Consider the following 23,382-nt stretch of genomic DNA (forward strand, 5'->3'; position numbering starts at 1 on the left):
AAACAGTGGGCGAGGCAGAGGCTACTTACCCACAATCATGCCCGAAGCCTCAAAATTAGCGTAGTGTTATTAATATTTCTTGTCATTATGGTTATTGGTTTTAACTTTGATGTGGGCCTGGTTGGTTTCTTTCTAGCTATGGTGCTATTGGCCGTAAAAGGAAGCGATGAAAAAGGTGGAATCTCTCAAATTCCTTGGAGTGTTATTATCATGGTATGTGGCGTTAATGTGTTGATGACATTAGTACAAAAACTAGGCGGGGTAAAGCTGTTGGCTAACTTTTTAGCCAACTTTATGTCGGAACAAAGTGCGGCAGCTATTATGGCATTAACAGGTGGTATTATGTCTCAGTTTAGTTCAGCTAATGGAGTAGTAATTCCAACATTGGTGCCTACAGCGACAGACATTGCTTTAATGATCCCTGGAGTTAGCGTTCATGAACTAGTATTTGCGATCACTTTTGCGGCTGTAGTTACCTTGAGTCCTTTGTCTACAGCAGGCTCCCTTATTATGGCTACGTATACACAAGGGGAAGAAAAGTCACCAAGAGAAATTAATAGATTATTTACCTTGTTGTTTGTGTGGACCTTTGTCATGCTAATAGGGTTTGCTTTGGTATGCGGATTAGGTTATTATAATTGGATTAGTATATGGTAGAGAGCAATCTAAAGAGAGGTGTGTCTATGTTTGCATATATTGGTTGTAGGACAACAAGAGAAAGAAATGCCCGGGGAAAAGGAATTTCTATTTTCGACGTAACAGATAATGTATGGCGTTATATATCTACTGTGCATACGAAGGCAAATCCTTCTTATTTGGCGATAGATAGAACAGGACATTATCTATATGCAGTTCATGGTGACTTTAATTTTATTACTTCTTTTGCTATTCAAGCTGATGGGAATTTACAATATATGTCGGAAGTTAATGCAACGGGAAACAATCCGGTATATATCACAATAAATAAAAGTAATACATTTGCTTTCGTAGCAACTTTGCAAGGCGGTACTGTTGCTTCATTTCCTATTAAGCCGGATGGCTCTTTGGGAGAAGCGGCGAGTGTGCAACACTTGCCGGGGCAAGATGCAGCAAATGTTTCCTTTGCGCATCAGTGTGAATTTGATCAGTCGGGTAATTTCTTGTTTGTTCCTACGCAGGCTAGACATGTGGGATATGAACGAATATGGGTATTTGCAGTTTGCCACGAAACAGGAGCATTGACACTTGTTGATAGCGTACAGTCGAGATGCTATTCAGAACCACGCCATGTTGTAGTAAGTGCTGACAATAGACGGGTATATCTCGTTAATGAAAAAGGGAATAGCGTTACGTATTATGAATTCTGCGAGAATACAGGGAGGCTTACACCGGTACAGATTGTTAGTTCTTTACCAGAAACATATACAGGGGAAGGACAGGCGAGTGCTATCATTCTAGATAGGCGAGAAGAGTTTTTGTATGCCACGAATCGATTACATGATAGCATTGCAATGTATAGAATCAACAAGGATACAGGCTTTCTCACATCGGTGGGCTGGGTGCCGGTTATGGGCCAGACACCACGATTTGGAAGTCGTGTGCCGGAAAGCGATGAGATTGTAGTTGCTAATGAAGATAGTGATACGTTGCAATTCTTTAAGGTACAAGAGGAAAGTGGTTATTTAACATTCTTGGATAAAACAGTTCATACAGAAAGCCCAACTTGTATTGTGTTTAATAAGACGTGATGTTGAAACATATTTGAAATAAAAGCTGTAGCAAGGCTAAAAATAGTAGCGCTTGTTACAGCTTTTTTCATTGTTTTTGTTATGCAGTAGAAGGAATGAAAAATATACGCTATTATTATAATAAATATGATCAATGGTTAGCTTTTATATAATGAAAAGGTTCAATAGGGGAGAGCGTAAAAAAGGAGGGAGCCATATGATATACTATTTTACGGGAACAGGCAATTCACTGGATGTGGCGAAGCGTTTGGCAGTGTTGTTGGGCGATACGGTGCAGCTCATGGATATTCATGAGGCGCAGCCTGTCATTGAAAGCGCGCCATCCATCGGTTTTGTTGTACCGGTGCATAACTTTGATATTCCCGACGCCGTGAAGGATTGGTTTCGGCGTGCTAGGTTCAGCGGTTCCTGTGGGCAGACGTACTTTTACGGACTCATTACTTACGGTGGTGCCGAGGGCAATGCGCGGGCGAATCTGCGCCGGGCATGTTTGCAAAAGGGGTGGGACCTTGTGTACAACACGATAGTTATGGTGCCGGACAACGCAGGGCCGATCATTCGTCGTCCCTATGACTTAATCAGTTTATATACATTGGACGAACGGTTGGCGAGAATTGCCGAAGCTGTGAAGGGTCGTCGGCGCAGTCATGAAGAGGAACCGTATAGTTATAAAATGGCCTTAAAGACAGAATTGTCAAAGCTGTATTTGGACAGTCCCGTGGTGGCGATGAAAATTGATCACCACCGTTGTATTCGGTGCCGATTATGTGAACGACTTTGCCCGGTAGAAAATATATATTTTAAGGAAACGAAGAAAAAGAAAGATAGGGAAGCAAAGGCGAGCAAGTCCTATGCGGGGAAGATGAAACTGCGTGGTCACTGCATCCATTGCTTGGCGTGCATTCATTGGTGTCCTACCGGTGCCATTCGCATGGGCTATATTGATTTTATGAATCGGCAGTATACGAATCCCTATATCAAGGCCCGGGAGTTGTTGAAGCGATAATATAAAAGGAAGTAACACGTACAAGGGCGATGATACAGATAGTAACAAATGAAAGTAATGATGGGGGTATGTGCCTGAAAGTGATGATGGGAACATGAGCCAATACGCATAATGATAGGGGGATGCGTAGATACGCGTGATGATTTGAATACTACTATACCGAGCGCAAGAGAAGCCGAGAGGAAGGACGAACATTTGATGAACACACAGGATACGACATGGACAATACATAAAAAACGATTTAGTGAATTAACCGTGGAGGAGCTGTTCGCCATTTACCGGTTGCGGGTGGCGGTATTTGTAGTGGAACAGTCTTGCCCGTACCAAGAGGTAGATGAGCGTGATTTGCGATCGTACCATCTGTGGCTTGCCGATGAAACGGGTACGCCCGTTGCGTACTCGCGGGTGTATTGGAAAAACGAAGCGGACGGACATGCTTCGTTCGGTCGCGTCATTGCCGTGCGACGACGCTGTGGTTTGGGTACGCAGATTGTAAAAGCAGCTATGAATTGTGCTAAGAATGATTTGGGGGCACGTTATATCACAATTGAAGCGCAAAGCTATGCGCAGCCGTTTTATGAAAACGTAGGCTTTAGGGTTATTTCCGACGAATTTATGGAAGACGGCATACCTCATAAGAAAATGCGCGTAGAAGTATAAGGAGAATTAAAGAAGGCGATGCTCATATATCTCAGAGGTCAGGTCTTGCGAATGACACTCTTGCGATATATGAGCATCGCTTTTCTTTTTGGGGAGAGAAGAAAAGAAGGGAGACTTGACTGTCGAGGCATGAATCTCTCTTTTTTCATCCCTCAGAGGAAAAGCCCCTATAGTAGCGATGAAGAATGCCTTTCGTAAGACTAGGCTTCAAAGCGCTATTATAGGGGCTTTGTTTATTCGTAAGACCGGGCTTCAAAGAGCTATCGTAGGATATTTTTTCTATTTTTGTTTACAAATTCACTTTTCAAACGATTTATATAATGAGGGGAATTTTAATGTAAGAGAAATATTCGTTTTGTATTACAAAAACATATAACATGTTGGCCCTTGCAACTTCTACACTCATGAGAGTTTTAGACGAGTGAGTTACAGATGTATTGCGAAAAAAGTATAAATGAGTATGTTTAAAACTAGGCCATTTTTTGCCTGTAATAAGTGGAGGGGTAATTTTTTATTTTGTAAAAACATACAGAAATTTTTACACGTTGGATTGCTGCCCGTTGCAATTCCATTACAACGGAATTTAAAATTTTTAAAAAATTTTTTAAAAATGACGTTTACAAGTTTACATCTGCTGGATGGTAATAAGTGAGGAGGGGAGAGGACCTAATTCATTTAGAGGAGGTATTTGTCCATGAATTTCATTGAAGAATTTAAAAAATTTGAGAATTGGTTGTTGGTGCATCCCAATGTATCGCCGTCAGCTAGGTTGGTTTGGCATTCGCTGTTTCATTATAACAATCTGTGCGGGTGGAAAGAGGAATTTGACTTATCCATGTCCGCCTTGCAGCTGAGTACGGGGCTATCGGCGCCGACCATTCGCAAGGCCAGAGAGCAGTTACGCCGCATGGGGCGCATTGCGTATAGAAAGGGAAGTATGGACCACTCGGCAGTATATCGGCTCAACCCGCTGGCCAGCTTTGGAGCCGCGTCGTCGGCGAAGGAACGGGCGATGGATGCGACTGTGGGGAAGGACGATTCTGAAAGAACCACCCAAAGGGCGTATGAAAGATCCAATGAAAGAACCAATAAAAGAACTGTTGAAGGAACCAATAAGGAAGCCGATACAAGAACCGATGAAAGAACTTACGAAAGAACCAACGAAAGACCTAAGGAAACGTATACAGAAAGCACCATGGAAAGCCCTACGGAAAGTACTATGGAAAGCCCTACGGAAAGTACTATGGAAAGCTCTACGGAAAGTACCATGGAAAGCACCATGGAAAGTGCCATGGAAAGCCCTATGGAAAGGGTGATGGAAAGAACGGAGGAAAAAAGTGACGCAACTTTTTTAGCTAAACCTAAACAAGACAATACAAGACAATCTATCTCTAAAGAAAGTGTAAAGAAAGGTAGAGACGGTGGACCCGAAACAATTTGTAGACTACTATCAACGTCGGGATTGGTTTGTAGGAGAAACGAAGATGAAAAACTGGAAGGCGGTGGAGCGAAGCTGGGAGCGATGTCAAATCGTTAAGAAGCAGACATCATCACCTAACGAGCAGATAGCATCACCTGATGAGCAGATGCCACCGAAAAAGTATGGGGATATAGACGCCGGTGACGGCAGCTATGTAGAGGCTGAAGGTCTGCCGATTATGTTTGAGTACCATTGAGTACAGCATTGAGTACAGACAGGCAAAGTATAGAATGCTACAATGCACTGATAGCGATGACTGTGACGCAGTATTAATAGCGATGACTGTGACGAAGTAGTAATAGGGATGACTGTTACAACGCGGTGATGGCAATGGACACTAAGAAGAGCTGACGGCAATGAATGCTATCGATTGTGGCGAACATTTATTGACGGGCAGCTTGGATAAAGTCTTCAAAGATGCGTTTGGCAAAATCGGCAGTAGCCGTCATCATTTCCGGGTGGAATTGGTAGGTCATGAGATAGGGATACTCGGTGCCCTCCATGGCTTCCACGGTACCGTCCTTGGCAAGACCGGTGACGAGCAGTCCTTCGCCGACGCGGCGGACGGTTTGATGATGAAAACTGTTGGTGACGATACTCGTAGTGTTCAGCAGCCGAGCCAGACGGGAATCGCCTTCTAAGGTAACGGTATGGGTAGCCAGGTCGGGGCGTTGGTCCTGAGAATGTTTTAGTGTGCAGCGATCATCATACTTGAGATCCTGATACAAGGAGCCACCGTGATAGACATTGATGATTTGGTGACCGCGGCAAATTCCCATGATGGGCAAGCGACGACGCTGTGCTTCTTCAAGGAGAGCGAAGTCGAAGCGATCCCGTTCGGGCCATACATCTTCGATGCCTTGCAACGGTTCTTCGCCGTAATGAAGGGGGTACACGTCGTGACCGCCGGTGAGGAGCAGGCCATCTACGGCAGCTATCATATCTTTGGCAACCTCTTCGTCATCGGTAAAGGGCAGCATGATGGGAGTGCCACCGGCATTGATGACGGACTGTACATAATCGTGGTTTACAAAAGCGCGACGATAGCCGGGACATACACCGGCGGTATCGACAATATGGCTACCGGACAAGCCGATACGTGGTTTTTTCATAGCAATCACCTTCCAAAGTTCATAAAAAGTTAGACAGCGCAGATCGTTGTGCGCGAGCCGAGCTGACAAGACGGTTACAATTCGCAGGGAAAACGATACGAATTGTCGCCGCAGGTACGTTATTTATTTCTCTTGCGGCGGATTGCCCTCAGTATAGCATAGGCGGACATAATAGGATAGCGACAAAAATCACGAAGCGCATTCGTACTAAACGGAGACGGTGACAGCATTGTTGTAATGCATTGCTGCTATGAGAAGACACCGCGCTTTCGCTAAGGACGGCAGTATTGAGTATTTGAGTATAGGTCTCATGTGTGTTACAATGAACTGTATATGAGTGCGTGTATATAAAACGCCACATCGCCGCCGTGAGTTTCGGGACGGTGCGACAGTTGTATTACGACGTATAAAGGAGATAAGTGACGTGGACTACATTATTATGTTTATGCACGAGTACGGCTATTGGGCCATGTTTATTGCTATGGTGTTGGAAAATGCAAATATTCCTATTCCCAGTGAAGTAGTCTTAGGATTTGCCGGGTATTTGATTGCACAAGGTGTATTCGATATGACGACGACGATGATCGTCGGCGTGCTTGCCGGCATTGTAGGATCGGTGTTATCGTACTGGCTCGGGGAATACGGTGGACGGCCGGTGCTGTTAAAGTACGGTAAGTATATTTTTTTCAACGAAAAGAAGTTTGCCATGGCGGAATCCTTGTTCGGTAAATACGGCGGCGCAGCGGTGTTCATCGGTCGTTTGCTGCCCGGGGTGCGCACCTTTATTTCATTCCCCGCAGGGGTAGCGCGGTATCCTATGCCTCACTTCCTTTTATGGACGACATTGGGAACGATCCCATGGACGCTCCTCTTAGTATGGCTAGGTGTTAAATTAGGTGAGCATTGGAAAGATTTAATCGCGTATAATCATGAATTGCTTATTGCGATGATTGTGGTGTTTGCCCTTATCGGCGTGTACTGGTTGATCAGACATAAGCGGCGTAAGCAGAGGCAGGAAGAGAGGTAGGCGGAGGAAGACGTGAAAATACATCGATTATCCATAGTTTTCTTTATTGTCACCTTGGTTATGTATGTGGCCGGCAACGTATCGTTGCCGATAACGGACCCCGTAGAATCTGCGTATGCGTTGACGGCAAAGGAAATGGTGATATCCGGTGATTGGTTGTCACCGCAGATTTTTCACCAGTATTGGTATGATAAGCCGGCGTTGATATATTGGTTGATTGCGCTGTCGTACAAGCTGTTCGGCATTTCCGATTTTGCGGCGCGATTGCCGTCGGGGCTATTGGGCGCGTTATCGGTGGCGTGGATGTACCAGCTGGTACGCAGTATATCCGGTCGTCGTCTGCTGGCGATTTGGAGTGCCATCGTACTGGGTACATCGCTGGAGTTCTGGATTTTGGCCCATGGTATCGTCACGGATATGGCATTACTTTTGGCTTCGGTAGGTACCTTCGGGTATGCGTATCGCGGTTTGGCGGAAGGACGTACCAAGTGGATTGTCATTGCCTATCTCTTTGCCGGTATCGGCGTGTTGGCCAAGGGACCGGTGGGCATCGTATTGCCGGGGCTGTTGTTCCTTGTCTATGCCGGTGTGATGCGGTCGTGGCGCATGGTGCGATTGCTGTTTCCGTGGCAAGGGATTCTGGTCTTCTTGTTGGTGGCCGGGCCTTGGTACGGTTATATGTACCATACACACGGGCAAGCATTTGTAGACGGCTTTTTAGGTTTGCATAACATAGGTCGGGCCCTAGAGTCCGAGCATCCGGCGGACAATCATTGGTGGTATTACCTGGCATTGTTCCCGGCGGCTTCCTTGCCTTGGACGGGCGCCGTTATTTACGGTATGTATTACGGTTGGCGCCAGCGTTCCGATTTTTATTTGTTCTCCATGATTGCCGGCTGGGGGACGATTCTCTTTTACACATTGATGGCTACCAAGTATCCGACATACACATTTATCAGCCTGGTGCCATTTAGCTTTTTAGGGGCTGTAGGCATTGTAAAGCTCTTGCGCATCGGCGCCGATCGCCGCTTGTGGTGGATCTTGATGGGACCGACGTTCTTCCTGTGGGGGCTGTTGGCCGTAGGCAGTTACTTTGTCGGCTGGGGCTTTTGGTATTTGCTGTATGTGCTGGTAGGTGTCGGCATTGTATTGCTGCTGGCATGTTACTTTAACGGCAAGCGCTATTTACTGCCGGCGGTTATCGGCTTGGTGACGATGCTCATTGCCGGCGTGGTGATTTACGAAGGCGTGGCACCGCTGGTGATTCGCCGCTCCTCGGTGGATTACGTACCGGCGGTGGAGGCCTTCCGCGGACAGGTATATTATTATGATGGTTACAGTACGTCCTTGGTGTATTACACGGATCGCGAAGTGATTCGCATCAACAGCGATTATGCACCGGAGGAAAAACGCAGTGCCGTATGGAACGGCAAGTATAAAATGCCCATCGTATCCGAGCAGGAAGCCTGTGCCCAATTGAGCAAGGAGCAAGCGTTGGTCATCGTACCGCGCAGGTCGCTGAAGTATTTACAGCAATCGCCGCTGATGGGATTGTTCCGCGTGTATGCGGAAGAGCCGGGGGTTATCATTTTTATGACAGGCAGCGGGTTGGTTACCATGGGAGATAATTGATGAAGGACAGCATAGCGAATTTTATTGACAGCTTGGCCGACTATGAAGCGCCGCAGGTGTATAATCCGTGGCGTGATTACGATGAGCGATACGACATAGGACCGGAAGCACCGGCTATTCGCCGCAGACAGCTGGCGGCCTATTTGGCACCGCGCCTCGGTCGGTGCCCTTATGTGGTTGTGGCGGAAGCCATCGGTTACCAAGGCGGTCGCTTTACGGGAATTGCCATTACTTGTGAACGCATGCTGCTGGGAGAACATCCGACGATTTCGCCGTCCATGATTTTTCCCGGCGAAGCCATGCGGACAAGCCGCAGCGACAGCCCATTCATTACGAAGGCAACGCAGCGAACGAAGGGCTTTAACGAACCGACGGATACCGTCGTGTGGAATGCGATAATTGAGAATGGTCTCGACCCGTACCGTGTGTTGCTGTGGAATATCTTTCCTTTTCATCCTCACAAAGCGGACGAGGCCTTGTCCAATCGTACACCGACACCGACAGAGCTTACGGCCGGATGGCCGTACACGAAAGCGCTGCTGGAATTAAACGGTGCATGTCGCATTCTCGCGGTCGGTCAAAAGGCGGCGCAGACGCTGGCTGCCTTTGGCGTGGAGGCAACGCCGCTGCGACATCCGGCCAACGGTGGTGCGACGCTGTACAAGGCACAGTTTGGGGATATGGTGGCAACGGCTGCCATGCACGGTGATACATGGGCATCGAATAAGGAAGATAGGTAGCCCATACATGAGCAGCGAATCGTGCAAATAGGTAATTATACAAATTGAAAATTTTTTTCATCGTTTCATAGGTTTTACTTTCCTTGAAGAAATAATTTGTGGTATACTAATAGCAACGTATTTGATCGGCTTAGGACAAAATATATTGGGTAGGTCTAAGGTAGTTGCTCGTGATTGACCTGCAGCGTATATTGTTCGGACTAATTGCACAACGTATACCAGGTGTACCTATAAGGGACACTCTATTTTGGTATGTTCAAATGATACTTGCAAGGTCAGCCGTAGGGCTGGCCTCTTTTTTATAGGAGGATTGTATATACTTATGACAACAAAAAATGAAATGACTGCCGTATTAGAATCGGTATTACAGGAAGCGGCCGGGGTAGATGCGCCGGTGAAGGAAGTAAAGCGTACGCGCCGCACCGCTAATCATAGTGAAGGTACTAAGGGCGATGCCCGTAAGGAAGCTGCACCGCGCCGTTCCCGTCGCACCACGACAAGTAAAACAGACGGCGATGCAACCACCAAGCGCACGACTCGCCGCACGAGCAAGACGAGTCGCACCGTAGCCGCCGATGGTGAACAGCATACGGCACGTCGCACCACGCGCAGCACAGCCAATAAAACAAAAGCAACCGGTGCCAATGAAAAGACAACGCGCACTCGCACGACTAAGAGTACGCGTACGACGCATCGCGAAAGCACGTCGGGCAAAAAGGAAAAGCTCATGATCATTCCGCTGGGCGGTCTCGGCGAAATCGGTAAGAACATGACTGTGTTCCAGTACGGCGACGACATTATCGTTTTGGATGCGGGCTTGGCATTCCCGGACAGTGACATGTTCGGCGTGGATATTGTCATTCCGGACATGAGTTATTTGATCGAGAACAAAGACAAGGTGCGCGCCGTGGTTATTACGCACGGTCACGAAGACCATATCGGTTCGTTGGCGTATTTGCTGAAGGAAATCGACGTGCCCGTGTATGCGACGAACTTGGTGTGTGGTCTTATCGAAGGCAAGCTGCGGGAAAACCATGTCAGCGCGGATAAGCTGAATACGGTGAAGGCCGGCGATGAAATTCGCATCGGTGCCTTCAAGGTAGGCTTTATCCAGACGAACCACTCCATTCCGGACGCCTGTGCTATCTATTTCCAAACGCCGGTAGGCACAGTAGTTCATACGGGGGACTTTAAAATCGATCAGACGCCGGTAGACGGCAAGCTGATGGATGTTCATAAATTTGCCGAATTGGGCAATAAAGGTGTATTGGCACTTCTGTCCGATTCCACCAATGTGGAAAAGCCGGGCTTTACGCCGTCGGAAAGTACGGTTGGACCGGCGCTCTTGCGTGCGGTAGGGGAAGCCAAGGGCCGCGTTGTGTTGGCTACCTTTGCGTCCAACGTGTCGCGTATTCAGCAGGCCGTCGATGCTGCCGTAGCCTTCCATCGCAAGGTAGTGGTGCTCGGGCGCAGCATGGTTAATGTTACGGAAATTGCCGTGGAACGAGGCTACCTCAATATTCCCGAAGGCACCTTGATCGATGCGGACGAAATGAATCGTTACCGCGATGAAGAAATTATGATTTTAACCACCGGCAGCCAAGGCGAACCGATGGCCGGCTTGTCCCGCATGGCTACCAATAATCATCGCAGTGTAGAAATTACGCCGAACGATACGATTATTATTTCGGCTACGCCGATTCCGGGGAACGAAGCGGCCGTAGGTCGCACTATCGACAACCTGCTTCGCTTGGGCGCCAATGTTATTTACGGCAAGGATCGCGGCATTCACGTATCCGGTCACGGCAGCCAGGAAGATTTGAAGACGATGCTCAACTTGGTGCGTCCGCGCTTCTTTGTTCCGGTACACGGCGAGTATCGCATGCTTAAAAAGCACGGTGAGTTGGCGGTGTCCATGGGCATTGTGAAACCGAATCACGTGCTGGTCGGTGATAACGGTCAGATTTTTGAGTTTACCAGTCGCACGGCCCGTAAAGGCGGTCACGTAACGGCGGGCAAGGTGTTCGTAGATGGTCTCGGCGTCGGCGATGTAGGCAATATCGTTATTCGCGATCGCCAGCAGTTGGCACAGGAAGGTATGGTTATCGTAGCGATGGCTATGGATCGTGCGTCCGGCACTATTGTGTCCGGTCCCGATATCGTATCCCGCGGCTTTGTGTATGTACGGGATGCGGAGGATTTGATGAAGGAAGCGCAGCATCGCGCCGAAGCGGCAGTGGAACGCTGTGAAATGCAGAACATCAAAGACTGGGCTACGATTAAGCAGCAGGTGCGGGATGCATTGGGTAAATTCTTGTATGAAAAAACCCGTCGTCGTCCGATGATTTTGCCGATTATTCAAGACGTATAAGTTGATGCGTGTGCAGCGCGTATAAGTCGATACGTGTACAGCGGCTACAAGTCGATGGGTGTATGAGCGAATCGTTGGATACGCTACGTAGTCGCGCTGTGTAAAATAGTATATAAGGATGGATGGCGTATCATCATGCAGGTACATCCAACAGACGGTCGTTGCTCAAAAGGCGGCGACCGTTTTGCATGTCTTGCCATTGGCAAGCTGTGCCGGCAGGATACGGACGATGCGTAGGTAACCGTCATTTTGTGTGCCCGGCTATTTCTTATAGGCAAAACAAATGAGAAGTGGTATCATATAACGATAGAACGAATATATTCGATAAGGGAAATACGATGAGGGAAATACGATGAGTGATGATAAACAATTAGCAATTTTACAGGTCAATCCGTATGCGATTGCCTACATGGATACTCCTACGGATGAAATGAAAATGACTGCGCTTCGTAAAAATGGGTTGGTCATTCAACATATCAAGGAACCTACGGAGGAAATGATGAAGGCAGCGGTGGACTCCATGCCGCGGGCGTTGCAATACATTGCGCATCCCAGTAAGGAATTGCTGCGCTATGTCGTCGATCGAGGGTGGAATAATTTATCCTTAATCGACAATCCCGACGATGAGTTGATTCACGCAGCCTTGGCACAGTCCGGTTGGGCCATTCAATACATTCCGGAGCCATCCGAAGAATTACAGCTGCTGGCGGTGACACACAATTACGATGCCATTAAGTTTTTGGATCATCCGTCGGAAGCGGTGCAGATGGCGGCGGTGAAGGAAAATTATCAGGCCTTGCGCTACATACAGCACCCGGCACTGTCGGCGATTCTGGAAGCAGTGCGGCAAGATGCCAGAGCGGCGCGGTTGGTGACAGATCTCGATGAGGATACGGCGCTGGCCATGTTGAAGGTGAACTGTTTGGTAGGCAAATATTTGCCGCCGTCCTTGGTTATTGACGTGGGGCGTTTGACGAAGGCGTTGCAGGATGTAGTGGCCGATCCCGATGTGGATGAAAGCTACATTCGCCATTTGGTAAGCAGCCGTATTTTTGATATTCATGCGGTGAGCTTTCCCGTGAATCCGCTGTTGATTATCGACACGCATGGCAGTGCTAAGGCACGGCGGGTTGCCATGGATGAAAAATTAAAATTTTGAGAGGTGTATATATGAATTTCAGAGATACCATGAAAAGTGTAGAGTTGGTATTATCCGTCGGACAGGTACCGCTGCTCGTAGGCGATACGGGTATCGGCAAAACATCGTTGGCGCGTAAGCTGGCAGAACGGCACGGCTGGTCGGTGGTGACTATCGACGGCAATTTGCTTAAAGAAGGTGAAATCGGTGGCTTGCCTACGGTTGTGTCCCCGGAAAAAAACAGTAGTGATACGATGCGCGTTACCGTGTATGCGGTGCATCATCTGTTGCGCCGCGTAGCGGAGGAAATCGCGGCCGGTCGGGAGGTGCTCCTCTTTATTGATGAAATCAATCGCTGCGAACATGCGGTGCAGCAGGAGCTGATGAATTTGATTTTGAATCGGGAAATCAACGGCTTTGTGTTGCCGGACAAAGTGCATATCGTAGCGGCCATGAATCCGGCGGATCGCTATGAATACCAGACGGTGGAAATGGACGTGGCCCAGCAAAATCGTTTTGTTTGGCTCACCATGGAAGCGGATTATTTGCAATGGCTCGATTGGGCCGCTGAAGAAGGATTGGATGAAACGGTGATTGAGTTTATCGCCACCTTCCCGGAATATTTGAATAAGAGTAATACCGACGATCTGCAGGCGACGCCGCGCAGCTATGAACGCGTGTCCGCTTTGTATCGCGCTTACATGGCAGATGCGGACGCTTTCGGCAGCGATGTCTTTTACAATGTGGTGCGCGGTAATGTAGGTACGGCGATTGCCCGTGAATTTATGGCGTTCATTGAAAGCGACCGTCAGCCTTTGCTCGGCTTTGACGATGTGTTTGGACAGGACGCGGATATGGCACAGGTCGCCGCATGGATTCAAAAGGAAACACCGACGCGCCTTTACCTAGCAGCCAAGCATGTACTGCGCTATATGGAAGAGCGTCATGAGGTATGGGCCGGTGATGAAAGCGCAGTTTTGCAGCGCTTGGTGGAATGGTTAGGCCTGTACCCGGAAGATTTGCGACTGGGGCTTATGAAGGATATGAAAAATACATTGCCTTATGTGTACGATAAAGCCAAGGGCTACGATGGTTTTGTAGATATGTATTTCGCAATGCAACGCGATTGAGATGAGGCGGTATGATGACTGAAAGACAGTGGCAGGCGTTGCCGCTGCGCGAGCGCATCGGCAGGCTGCATGAAGAAACAAAGGATGCCGTGGAGAATCATCGCAGCGAATACTGGCGGGACGCATCGCTGACAAGCGAGGAAGCGGAACGAAAAGCAGCGTATGAAGCGAGGTTCTTTTCGATTGTCGCTGCCGTAGGACGGCGCCTCGTCGATGAGGATCCCTTTTACGGCTACTTCCTGTTTCAAATGGGACAAACCCTGGCATGGCATTTGACGGATGCCACGGGGGTTACCTTTAAAGATACGCGTTACGTGCTTCGGTTTAATCCGTTTTTATTTTTAACACTTACGCCGGAGCAAATGATGACGGCACTGCGCCATGAAATTCTTCACGTCGTAGCCCTTCATCCGCTGCGCATTCGCCGCTTGCGGGAGCAATACAGTCCGCTGGCCATTAACCTGGCCATGGATTTGGTGGTGAACGGATATTTAACGGAGCTTCCCGATGAGGCCGTAACGGTGAAGGGCGTTAACGCTGCATACGGTTTGGAGCTGTTGCCCTTTAAGAGCTTGGAATATTATATTGAGCACATCGAGGAAGCCATCGATATTGCTCGCGAAACGGACGGCAGTGCAGAGGTGGGCGATATATGGAGCGATCGCGATGCGTACGAGGTGGCTACCTCCTTCGATGCGGCGCATACTCACGATGAATGGGAAGAGATTCCCGTGGAAAGCGATTTGATGCAGCAGTTTACGGAGAAGGCTGCCAAGGCCGCGCAAAAGGGCGGCACGCCGGGGTATATGGAACCGTTGCTAAAGCTATTGGCAGAGCAAAAGGAAGGCTTGCCGTGGCAGTTGTATTTAAAACGCATGTTGGGACGCGTAGTAAGCGGCTATAAGAAAACCAATACCCGCCGTCATCGGCGACAGCCGGAGCGTCTCGATTTACGGGGACAGCTTAGAAAGCATCGGGCGCGCATTGTGGTCGCTCTCGATTGCAGCGGCAGTATCAGCGATGCGGCGTTTACGGAGGCACTGCGCGAAGTGCTTCGCTTGGTGAAAAGCTACGATTATGAAATTACGATCGTCGAATGTGACGATCAAATCCGGCGCACCTATACGGTGCAGCGACCGGAGGATGTGCAATCTCGGTTGGCAGCGCGAGGCGGTACGGCCTTCTCGCCGGTGATTGCTTATGGCAACGAGCATCAGATTGACGTGCTTATTTATTTTACGGACGGCAAAGGGGAACCGCGGCTTACCGTCGATCCCAAGGGCTATCCCATCTTGTGGATCTTAGCCGACTCCGGACAGCAGCTGTCGTTGAAGCGTCCTTGGGGTGCTGTAAAAGCGATGCGCACGCGACCCTTTGAAATCGTAGAAGGCGAAATGGAATATGAACGTACCGACGGATACTCCATGAATAACCAAGAAGGATTTTCGATGATGAATCAGGAAAAGGATTGGGATGATTGAGACCCGATGAATCTTGAGTGATAGACGGTGTAGGGCAAGCACTATATTTTTTCTATAAAATTTCTTATAATAGGTATATGTTACTCGGCATTCATAGGCTATGAGTCGCGATGCGTATTCATAGGTAATGCGTCGAAATCGGCACTCATAGATTATGAGTCGCGATGCGTACTCATAGGTAATGAAGCGAGGCAACAACTACTAACTTGCTCGGGACGGCGGTAACCAAACGCAGCCCCCTGGGTAAATAAAAGACGGAGAGATTTATATGAAATACAGTGAGACGAGAGCCGTTGTGGAAACCGGTTTTTTAACGGCGGTAATTATGGTATTGACCATTATCGGTACGAACATTCCGCTCATGGGATTTTTGAGCAGCATTGTTGTGCCCACTACGGTTGCGGTGGTCGGTGTACGGCATGGTGTGCGATGGAGTATATTGGCCGTCATCGGTTCGACCATCGCCTTGTCCTTTTTGTTATCGCCCATGGTGGCTTTGGCGGAAGGATTGACCTTTGCCTTGCCCGGTGCCTTGGTGGGGTATGGTTTCAGTAAGCATTGGGGCCTGGGCCGCTTGGTAGGGATTCCTGCCGTGGTGGCTACGGTGGCAACGGTGCTGCAAATTGTAGGCGGCATGTACTTGCTCAACATAGATTATGTGGGCATGTGGGAATCCGTAAAATCGGAGGCCATGAAGAACGTCGTCGATATGTATACGTCACAGGGCATGACGGCATCGCAGCTGCAGGAAATGACGCAAAACATGCAGCGGCAAATCGAGTTTATCGGTCGCACGCTGTTGACGGCTTGCTTTGCAGCCATGGGAATTTTGTCGTATTTGACATGCCGTTTGACGGCGATGGTATTGCGCCGAACGGGCAGTATGGATCGGCAGTTGCCGGGATTATCCCAGTGGCGCATGCCCGTAGCGGTGCTGTACATTTATATTTTAGGATTGCTCCTGATGTACTGGGGTGATACGCGATCCATCGAATGGCTGTCCTTGGTAAGCCTTAATATGTGGTGGATCGGCGGTTTGCTTCTGGCGTTGCAGGGACTGGCCTGCGGTTGGAGTTTATGCAAAAGCTATCGACTGGGGCCCGTGCTTAGAACCTTCTTGATGGCCATGCTGTTTGTCATGCAGATGACGGCGGTCATTTTGGGAGCCCTTGATATATTACTGGATTGTCGAAACCGCTTTGCTAAGCGGTCTGAGTAAGACTGAGAAGAAAGCAGGGACATCGTATGAATTCAGAACGAGATTTTTTTAGAATATTGACGCGTACGACCATCGGCGTAGTGCTTATTTTATTGGCTGTAATTGCGTGGTTAAGCTGGCCCTTTGCGGTATTGAGTTTTATCTTTGTCATTGCCGTTTATTTGTATAATCATAAAGCGGTGCGACGGGAGCAACGCATTTGGAAGGAGCAGTTTGATGCCATTGCCAAAGGCGTTACGCAGGCGTCCAGCTTTGCGCTGCAAAATTTGCCGACGGCTATTGTTATCATCGACAGCAAGGCGCGCATTTGTTGGTGCAACAGCGTATTTCGCGATTGGCTTACCGTAGATCTTGATAAGACACAGCGATTGAACAGCTTTATTCCGGCGTTGCGATTGGATAAAATTTGGGGAAAGTCCGGCCACTTTAACGAACATATTGATGAACGGTACTTCCGCGTTATTTACAAGTACATTGAAAATCCGCATGCCTATGCCGAGTCGGAGGATGCGGAGCTGGAATCGTATATGGCCTTTTATTTTGATGATATTACCGAATCGGAACAGTTGCGCCTGGATGCGGAAGCATCGGCACCGGCTTTCGGCTTTCTTATGATGGATAATATCGAAGATGTAACGAAGGGTCTTAGCGATGTGGAATACACGAACTTGTGGGCAGAAATCAATAATGCCGTAGTGGAAGAAATCGATAAATATGACGGCTTCATCCGGAACTATGCGGAGGATTCGTACATCTTCTGTATCTCCAAAGAAGCCCTAACGGATATGATTGCTCACAACTTTCCGCTGTTGGCACGGGTACACAGCATTCCTACCAGTCGCCGTATACCGGCCACCATCAGTATCGGTATTGCCGCAGGCGAACCGTCCATTAAAGAACAATCGGAACGGGCGCGGTCGGCATTGGAATTGGCATTGGGCCGCGGTGGCGATCAGGCCAGTGTGTACATCGGATCCGATTTGACCTTCTACGGCGGCAAGACGCAGGGGTCCGAAAAGAATACCCGTGTGCGTGCTCGCGTGGTGGCACAGGCCATTAAAGAGCTTATGGATGATGCGGACAATGTTATCGTCATGGGCCATGAACGGGAAGATTACGACAGCATAGGCGGGGCCATCGGTGTAGCGGCCATGGCCAAGGCAGCCGGCAAGATTGTGCATGTCGCCGTAAGCGATCAGACGGTGGCGATTAAAAAATTATCCGATTTATTCCCCACAGAGCCCACCTTTGCTCGTCTGTTGGTAACGCCACAGGAAGCGGAGGAATTGACGACGGACAATACCTTGGTATTTGTAGTGGATGTGCATCGCCCCGACATGGTGGCGGCAGTAAAGGCGCTTCAAAAATCAAAACGCCGCGTAGTTATCGATCACCATCGCCGGGCATCGGATTTTATCGAAAAGCCGTTGCTTACCTATTTGGAACCGGCTTCGTCGTCGACCAGTGAATTGGTGACGGAATTGATTCAATACTTTGCGGAACCGATTTCGCTGAATGTTATCGAAGCCAGTGCGTTATACGCGGGTATTGTGGTGGATACGAAAAACTTCGCCGTTCAAACCGGTTCGCGCACCTTTGATGCAGCGTCCTTCTTGCGACGTTCCGGTGCGGATTTATCCATTGTGCGCCATCTCTTTATGGAAAGCTTTGAGGCGATGCAGTATCGTTCGCAAATGTTGGCAGAAGCAGAGCGCACGGAAGGCTTGGCCTTTACGGTATGCCCCGGCGGTGTAAAGGGGCCGTCTATTTTGGCGGCGCAAACAGCGGATGTGCTGATTACCATTGAAGGCATTGAAGCCAGCTTTGTGTTGTATAACTTGCCCGATGATGTTATCGGTGTCAGTGCGCGTTCGCAAGGCAATGTAAATGTACAGTTGATTATGGAAGCCTTAGGCGGTGGCGGTCATCGCACTGTCGCCGGCGCACAGCTTTCACATATGACCATAGAAGAGGCCAAAGCAGCCGTGCAGGCGGAAGCGCTGAAAGCCGTGGAACAGATGAAGAAGGAGGAACAGGAAGAATGAAGGTAATCTTGCTGGAAGATGTAAAAAAAGTAGGTAAAAAAGGGGAAATTGTAGAAGTAAGCGAAGGCTACGGCCGCAATGTGCTCATCAAAAAAGGGCAGGCCCTGGAAGGTACGCCGGCAAACTTGAACAATGCCAAGCAGCGTCAGGCATCGGCCGCACATAAGAAGCAGGTGGATGCGGATGAAGCTAAAATCTTGGCCAGCCAGTTGGCCAAGGTATCCGTTACCATTCCCGTGAAGATGGGTGAAGGCGGTCGCGTGTTCGGTTCCGTAACGGCTAAGGATATTGCTGATGCATTGGCATCTCAGGTGAAGGTAGACGTGGACAAAAAGAAAATCGAAATCAAAGAACCGCTTAAAACGTTGGGCGTTCATGATGTAGTCATCCGCGTGCATCCGGAAATTACGACGACCATCAAGGTAGACGTTGTAGCCGGCTAAGCGGAGCGCATACTAATCAAACCAAGTTGGATTGGTAGCTACAAGTTACGTATAGGGTATCCGTACATCCGTCAGAGTGATGTGAGGCGGATGCCCTCTTTTGTTGCAAAATGCCTAAGAGGCAGCATGGCATGGGCCGTGCGGAAAGGGGTAAATTATGGCTGAAGCACGTATTCCGCCACACAGTATAGAAGCGGAGCGGGCCGTATTGGGAGCGCTGCTTACCAGTGAGGATGCGTATGATACGGTGAGTACCATTGTTAAGACAGAGGATTTTTATCGCGATGCACATCGCGTGATTTATGAGGCCTTGCAAAATATCATTCATACGGAGCGGCGGGCCGACTTTGTTTTGTTAGCCGATGAATTGACGCGTATGGGCAAATTGGAAACGGTAGGCGGCATTGCGTATATTACATCGCTTACGGAAGACTCCTTGGCAGCGTACAACGTGGAAGCGCATGCACGCATTGTCAGTGAAAAGGCACAGCTCCGTCGGCTTATCGATGCGGGCAACAAAATTGTAGGGATGAGCTATGCCGGCGAGGAAGAGCCGCAGTCGATCATTAATGAAGCGGAGCAGCTGGTGCTCAATGTAAGTGGCCAAACAAAATCGGAAAGTACCTTTACGCCGATGGGGATGGTTGTTCAGCAATCTATGGAACGAATCAATGAAATTCAACAATACGAAGGATACCTGACGGGCTTGCCTACGGGCTTTCACGATTTGGACGAAGTCACCAACGGCTTGCAGAAGTCGGACCTCATCCTCATCGCGGCGCGTCCGAGTATGGGGAAGACGGCATTTACGTTGAATATTGCACAGAATGTTTCCATTTTGGCAAAAAAGACGGTAGCTTTTTTCTCTTTGGAAATGTCTAAGGAGCAGCTGGTCAATCGTATTTTATCGTCCGTCGCAGAGGTGAGCTCGGAAAAGCTTCGCACGGGACAGCTGGAACCGAATGATTGGGCACGGGTCATCAAGGCGGCGGATATGATGAGTAAAGCACCGCTTTACATTGATGATACGCCGGGGCTGACGGCACAGGAAATGCGGTCTAAGCTGCGGCGACTCAAGGTAGAACACGGCCTTGATTTGGTGGTAATCGACTATGTGCAGCTTATGCAGGGACGCGGTCACGGCAACAGCGATAATCGGCAGCAAGAAATTTCCGAAATTTCCCGTAATCTTAAATTAATCGCCCGTGAAATGGATGTACCGCTCATTGCGTTGTCGCAGTTGAGCCGCGGTGTGGAAAGCCGTACGGATAAACGACCGATTCTCAGTGATTTGCGCGAATCGGGATCCTTGGAACAGGATGCGGACATTGTAGCATTCCTGTATCGTGATAAGTATTACAATGAAAATACCGAGAAAGGTGATATTACGGAGGTTATTATCCGTAAGCATCGTAACGGGGCGCTCAAAACGGTGGAACTCATGTTCCAAGGCGAGTTTACGCGCTTCCGCGATGTAAGTTATCGTAACGAATAAGGAGGGATTCCCATGAATCGATGGAAAAAAGGTTTGATTGCAGGGGCTGTAGCATTGGGGCTGGGCAGCGGCATGTATATGCCGGCGGCACAGGCAGCGTCACCGTGGGAAATATTGTTTCAAGGTGCGGCATCCATGGCCTATGTATCGACGGCGCTGTCCAAAATCGACGACACCGATGAAGGTCAGGCGGAAATGCTGAAAGAAACGAAACGCAGAACCGGTTTTTATGACAACCCGGCTTATCAAGAACGGGTGGATCGAATCTTGGGAACACTCGAAGCATCACCGCAGGTAAAACGTGATTACGTGGTTTACGTAGTACCGGATCCGGACATCAATGCGTTTATGACCTTTGGTCGCGTTATGGCTGTCAATACAGGCACCATGGATGCTATGGATGATAACGAGCTTGCCTATGTTATGGCTCATGAAATCGGTCACGGCGAGCACAAGGATTTGGTCCATGGAGCTAAGAAATCCGTAGGCTTGGCCACAGCCATCGGCATGGCTACATCCGGAGCCGACGGAGCCGGACAGATGCTGGGCGGTATTATCGGGCAGTACATGGAAAATCAAGTATTCACCATGGGCCAGGAAAAGGATGCGGATAAATTAGGCTTTGTTATTTTGGCCGACTCGCCTTACAATTTGGGCGGTGCGCCCAGCTCGATGGCGGTTATAAAAGCTAAGTACGGCGATTTGTATCATGAAGGCTTGTCGAAGGTGTTGTCCCCGAACAATCATCCAAAGACCAGCGATCGTATTAGGGATAATGTAAAGCGCATGTATGAATACAGCCGTAAGCAAGTGGATGTGAAAGACAAGACAGTATATCTAAATAAGCAGGCTGTTTACACCGGTACTACTATGGGACGCTACACGGACGAAATGCGGGCGTTTTTGGTAGCCGGCAAGTTGGCTCGATTGGCGCATGATAATCAATTAACGGCTACATCGGTGAACGGTAATCAAGTTATGATGGGGACAATGTCGTTGGTAACGGCAGACAATGCCGATGAGGCATTTAAGGTGTCAACGGCGATAAATAATGCGTTAACAAAGAAAAAATAGTGAGAAATCCCCGGGACAACCCTTCGAATTCATACTTGCTATTAGTAAAAGTCATTGTCTATAAAAGTCCCTTTGGCACTGGCTTGGGCACGTCTGTACATCGTCAGTTAATCGTCAAAAATGAGGGAGCTATGCGGATTTAGTAACGTTATTTTGCGTTTTATGCCGCCTGTGCTATTCAACTATTAATGTGCCTGTGCTATAATGAGCATGTCTTTAGAAGGGAATAAGTTCTCAATCGGCAGGACTTATTCAGGTATATGTTTATTTGGAAAGAGGTTTGTAAAATGGGATACGTAAAATTCTCTTATGACCAGCTCAACAGACTCTGTGTAGACGCTTTCGTAAAATTCGGTTTCTCCAAATCCGATGCTGAAATTATTAAAGACGTACTTTTGACGTCTGACTTATACGGCATCGAAAGCCATGGTATGCAGCGTATGGTTCGTTACCACAAAGGTATCGAAAAAGGTACGATCAAAGTTGACGCTAAACCGGAAGTTGTTTTCGAAACACCGGTATCCGCTGTTATCGATGGCCACGAAGCTATGGGTCAGTTGAACGGTCACTTCGCTATGGAATTGGCTGTTAAAAAAGCTAAAGAAAATGGCGTAGGTATCGTTTCTGTACGTAACTCCAACCACTACGGTATTGCCGGCTACTATGCTAACATGGCAGTTAAGGAAGGCTTAATCGGCTTCTCCTGCACTAACTCCGAAGCTATCATGGTTCCGACCTATGCTCGTAAAGCTATGTTGGGTTCCAACCCGCAGGCTTGGGCAGCACCGGCTGATCCGTACAACTTCTTCTTCGATGCTTCCACTACAGTAGTAACTCGTGGTAAACTCGAAATGTACAACAAATTGGGTAAAGCTTTGCCGGACGGCTGGGCATTGAACAAAGACGGCAACCCGTCCACAGATGCAGCAGACGTATTGGCTAACATCTCCGCTCATATCGGCGGCGGTATCATGCCTCTCGGCGGCAGTACTGAAAAATTAGGTTCCCACAAAGGTTATGGTAACGGCATGGTTGTAGAATTGTTCGCAGCTATCCTTTCCATGGGTGGTACTTCCAACAAATGTATGGTTGGCGGCAAATCCAACATTTGCCACGGCTTCATGGCTATTAACCCTGCATTCTTCGGTGATCCGGAAGCTATTAAGAAACATTTCTCCACGTACCTCCAGGAATTGCGTGAAGCTCCTAAAGCTGAAGGTCAGACTCGCATTTATACTCATGGCGAAAAAGAAATGGAAGCTATTAAGGACCGCGAAGAAAACGGTATCCCTGTAATCGATAAGACGATGACGGAAGTATATGACCTTTGCCAGTACTTAGGTCTTGACTTCTCCAAATACTTCGGCGATTACAAACCGCCAGTAGAAGGCGTAAAAGCTACGTACTAATTTGACGATTGTCAAACAGTAAACAGTGAAATAAGGCATAGAAGCGATGGTGTTCGGCCGATACAACTGAATACGAGTCGATGCGTAATCGACGATGCTCTTACATGACAGAGCTGTGAAACAGTCAGTACAGAAGTCGGTCGAAGCCTCGTTTTGTATAAGAAGAAGAGGAAATCCAGGGGATTTGGTGATT

20 protein-coding genes are annotated in these 23,382 nt (G+C 48.6%); 19 read left to right on the forward strand and 1 reads right to left on the reverse strand.

Annotated elements, in window-relative coordinates:
- The 6 genes from Q5873_RS02475 to Q5873_RS02500 all read left to right on the forward strand — a co-directional run.
- The coding region (locus Q5873_RS02475; RefSeq protein WP_303059117.1) for an SLC13 family permease at positions 1–657 on the forward strand (657 nt) is incomplete at its 5' end.
- 26 nt (positions 658–683) lie between these two features.
- Positions 684–1,727, forward strand: coding sequence for a lactonase family protein (locus Q5873_RS02480; protein ID WP_303059118.1), 1,044 nt, complete (start codon positions 684–686; stop codon positions 1,725–1,727).
- Between the two features lie 196 nt (positions 1,728–1,923).
- Positions 1,924–2,733, forward strand: a complete 810-nt coding sequence (locus Q5873_RS02485) for an EFR1 family ferrodoxin (RefSeq protein WP_303059119.1) — start codon at positions 1,924–1,926, stop codon at positions 2,731–2,733.
- Positions 2,734–2,931: 198 nt separating this feature from the next.
- Entirely contained in the window at positions 2,932–3,393 is a 462-nt protein-coding gene (locus Q5873_RS02490; protein ID WP_303059120.1) for a GNAT family N-acetyltransferase, read from the forward strand.
- Positions 3,394–4,087: 694 nt separating this feature from the next.
- Complete coding sequence (locus tag Q5873_RS02495; RefSeq protein WP_303059121.1) at positions 4,088–4,930, forward strand: hypothetical protein; 843 nt, start codon at positions 4,088–4,090, stop codon at positions 4,928–4,930.
- Positions 4,878–5,069 (forward strand): hypothetical protein, encoded by a 192-nt coding sequence (locus Q5873_RS02500; RefSeq protein ID WP_303059122.1) that lies wholly within the window; start codon positions 4,878–4,880, stop codon positions 5,067–5,069. Before Q5873_RS02495 ends, Q5873_RS02500 begins: the two co-directional genes overlap by 53 nt.
- Positions 5,070–5,256: 187 nt before the next feature.
- On the opposite strand, the gene Q5873_RS02505 is transcribed toward Q5873_RS02500, so the two are convergent.
- Positions 5,257–5,985 carry a gamma-glutamyl-gamma-aminobutyrate hydrolase family protein gene (locus Q5873_RS02505; protein ID WP_303059123.1) on the reverse strand — a complete coding sequence of 243 codons (729 nt, stop codon included), beginning with the start codon at positions 5,983–5,985 and terminating at the stop codon, positions 5,257–5,259.
- Positions 5,986–6,409: 424 nt separating this feature from the next.
- On the opposite strand from Q5873_RS02505, the gene Q5873_RS02510 reads away from it, so the two are divergent.
- From Q5873_RS02510 to Q5873_RS02570, 13 genes are all read left to right on the forward strand, one after another.
- Complete coding sequence (locus Q5873_RS02510; RefSeq protein WP_028254416.1) at positions 6,410–7,012, forward strand: DedA family protein; 603 nt, start codon at positions 6,410–6,412, stop codon at positions 7,010–7,012.
- Positions 7,013–7,024: 12 nt separating this feature from the next.
- Positions 7,025–8,644, forward strand: a complete 1,620-nt coding sequence (locus tag Q5873_RS02515; protein ID WP_303059124.1) for an ArnT family glycosyltransferase — start codon at positions 7,025–7,027, stop codon at positions 8,642–8,644.
- Complete coding sequence (locus Q5873_RS02520; RefSeq protein ID WP_303059125.1) at positions 8,644–9,384, forward strand: uracil-DNA glycosylase; 741 nt, start codon at positions 8,644–8,646, stop codon at positions 9,382–9,384. Before Q5873_RS02515 ends, Q5873_RS02520 begins: the two co-directional genes overlap by 1 nt.
- 322 nt (positions 9,385–9,706) lie before the next feature.
- Positions 9,707–11,755, forward strand: a complete 2,049-nt coding sequence (locus tag Q5873_RS02525) for a ribonuclease J (RefSeq protein WP_239447770.1) — start codon at positions 9,707–9,709, stop codon at positions 11,753–11,755.
- Positions 11,756–12,107: 352 nt separating this feature from the next.
- Positions 12,108–12,914 carry a hypothetical protein gene (locus Q5873_RS02530; RefSeq protein WP_205087502.1) on the forward strand — a complete coding sequence of 269 codons (807 nt, stop codon included), beginning with the start codon at positions 12,108–12,110 and terminating at the stop codon, positions 12,912–12,914.
- Between the two features lie 11 nt (positions 12,915–12,925).
- A complete protein-coding gene (locus tag Q5873_RS02535) occupies positions 12,926–14,023 on the forward strand; it encodes an AAA family ATPase (protein ID WP_303059126.1) in 1,098 nt (365 codons plus the stop codon).
- 11 nt (positions 14,024–14,034) lie between these two features.
- Positions 14,035–15,504: a vWA domain-containing protein gene (locus tag Q5873_RS02540; protein ID WP_288758846.1), complete on the forward strand. Its 1,470-nt coding sequence runs from the start codon at positions 14,035–14,037 to the stop codon at positions 15,502–15,504.
- Positions 15,505–15,772: 268 nt separating this feature from the next.
- Positions 15,773–16,723: a DUF2232 domain-containing protein gene (locus Q5873_RS02545; protein ID WP_303059127.1), complete on the forward strand. Its 951-nt coding sequence runs from the start codon at positions 15,773–15,775 to the stop codon at positions 16,721–16,723.
- 26 nt (positions 16,724–16,749) lie between these two features.
- Positions 16,750–18,768 carry a DHH family phosphoesterase gene (locus tag Q5873_RS02550; RefSeq protein WP_303059128.1) on the forward strand — a complete coding sequence of 673 codons (2,019 nt, stop codon included), beginning with the start codon at positions 16,750–16,752 and terminating at the stop codon, positions 18,766–18,768.
- Positions 18,765–19,211 (forward strand): 50S ribosomal protein L9, encoded by a 447-nt coding sequence (gene rplI / locus Q5873_RS02555; RefSeq protein WP_028254423.1) that lies wholly within the window; start codon positions 18,765–18,767, stop codon positions 19,209–19,211. Before Q5873_RS02550 ends, rplI begins: the two co-directional genes overlap by 4 nt.
- Positions 19,212–19,368: 157 nt before the next feature.
- Complete coding sequence (gene dnaB / locus Q5873_RS02560) at positions 19,369–20,706, forward strand: replicative DNA helicase (protein ID WP_028254424.1); 1,338 nt, start codon at positions 19,369–19,371, stop codon at positions 20,704–20,706.
- 12 nt (positions 20,707–20,718) lie between these two features.
- The gene (locus tag Q5873_RS02565) at positions 20,719–21,780 is read left to right on the forward strand and encodes a M48 family metallopeptidase (protein ID WP_205087507.1); all 1,062 of its coding nucleotides are present in this window, start codon (positions 20,719–20,721) and stop codon (positions 21,778–21,780) included.
- Between the two features lie 287 nt (positions 21,781–22,067).
- A complete protein-coding gene (locus tag Q5873_RS02570; protein WP_028254425.1) occupies positions 22,068–23,189 on the forward strand; it encodes an Ldh family oxidoreductase in 1,122 nt (373 codons plus the stop codon).
- The last annotated feature ends 193 nt before the right edge of the window (positions 23,190–23,382 follow it).

This window comes from Veillonella magna, assembly GCF_959600285.1.
GTDB classification, from domain to species: domain Bacteria; phylum Bacillota; class Negativicutes; order Veillonellales; family Veillonellaceae; genus Veillonella_A; species Veillonella_A magna.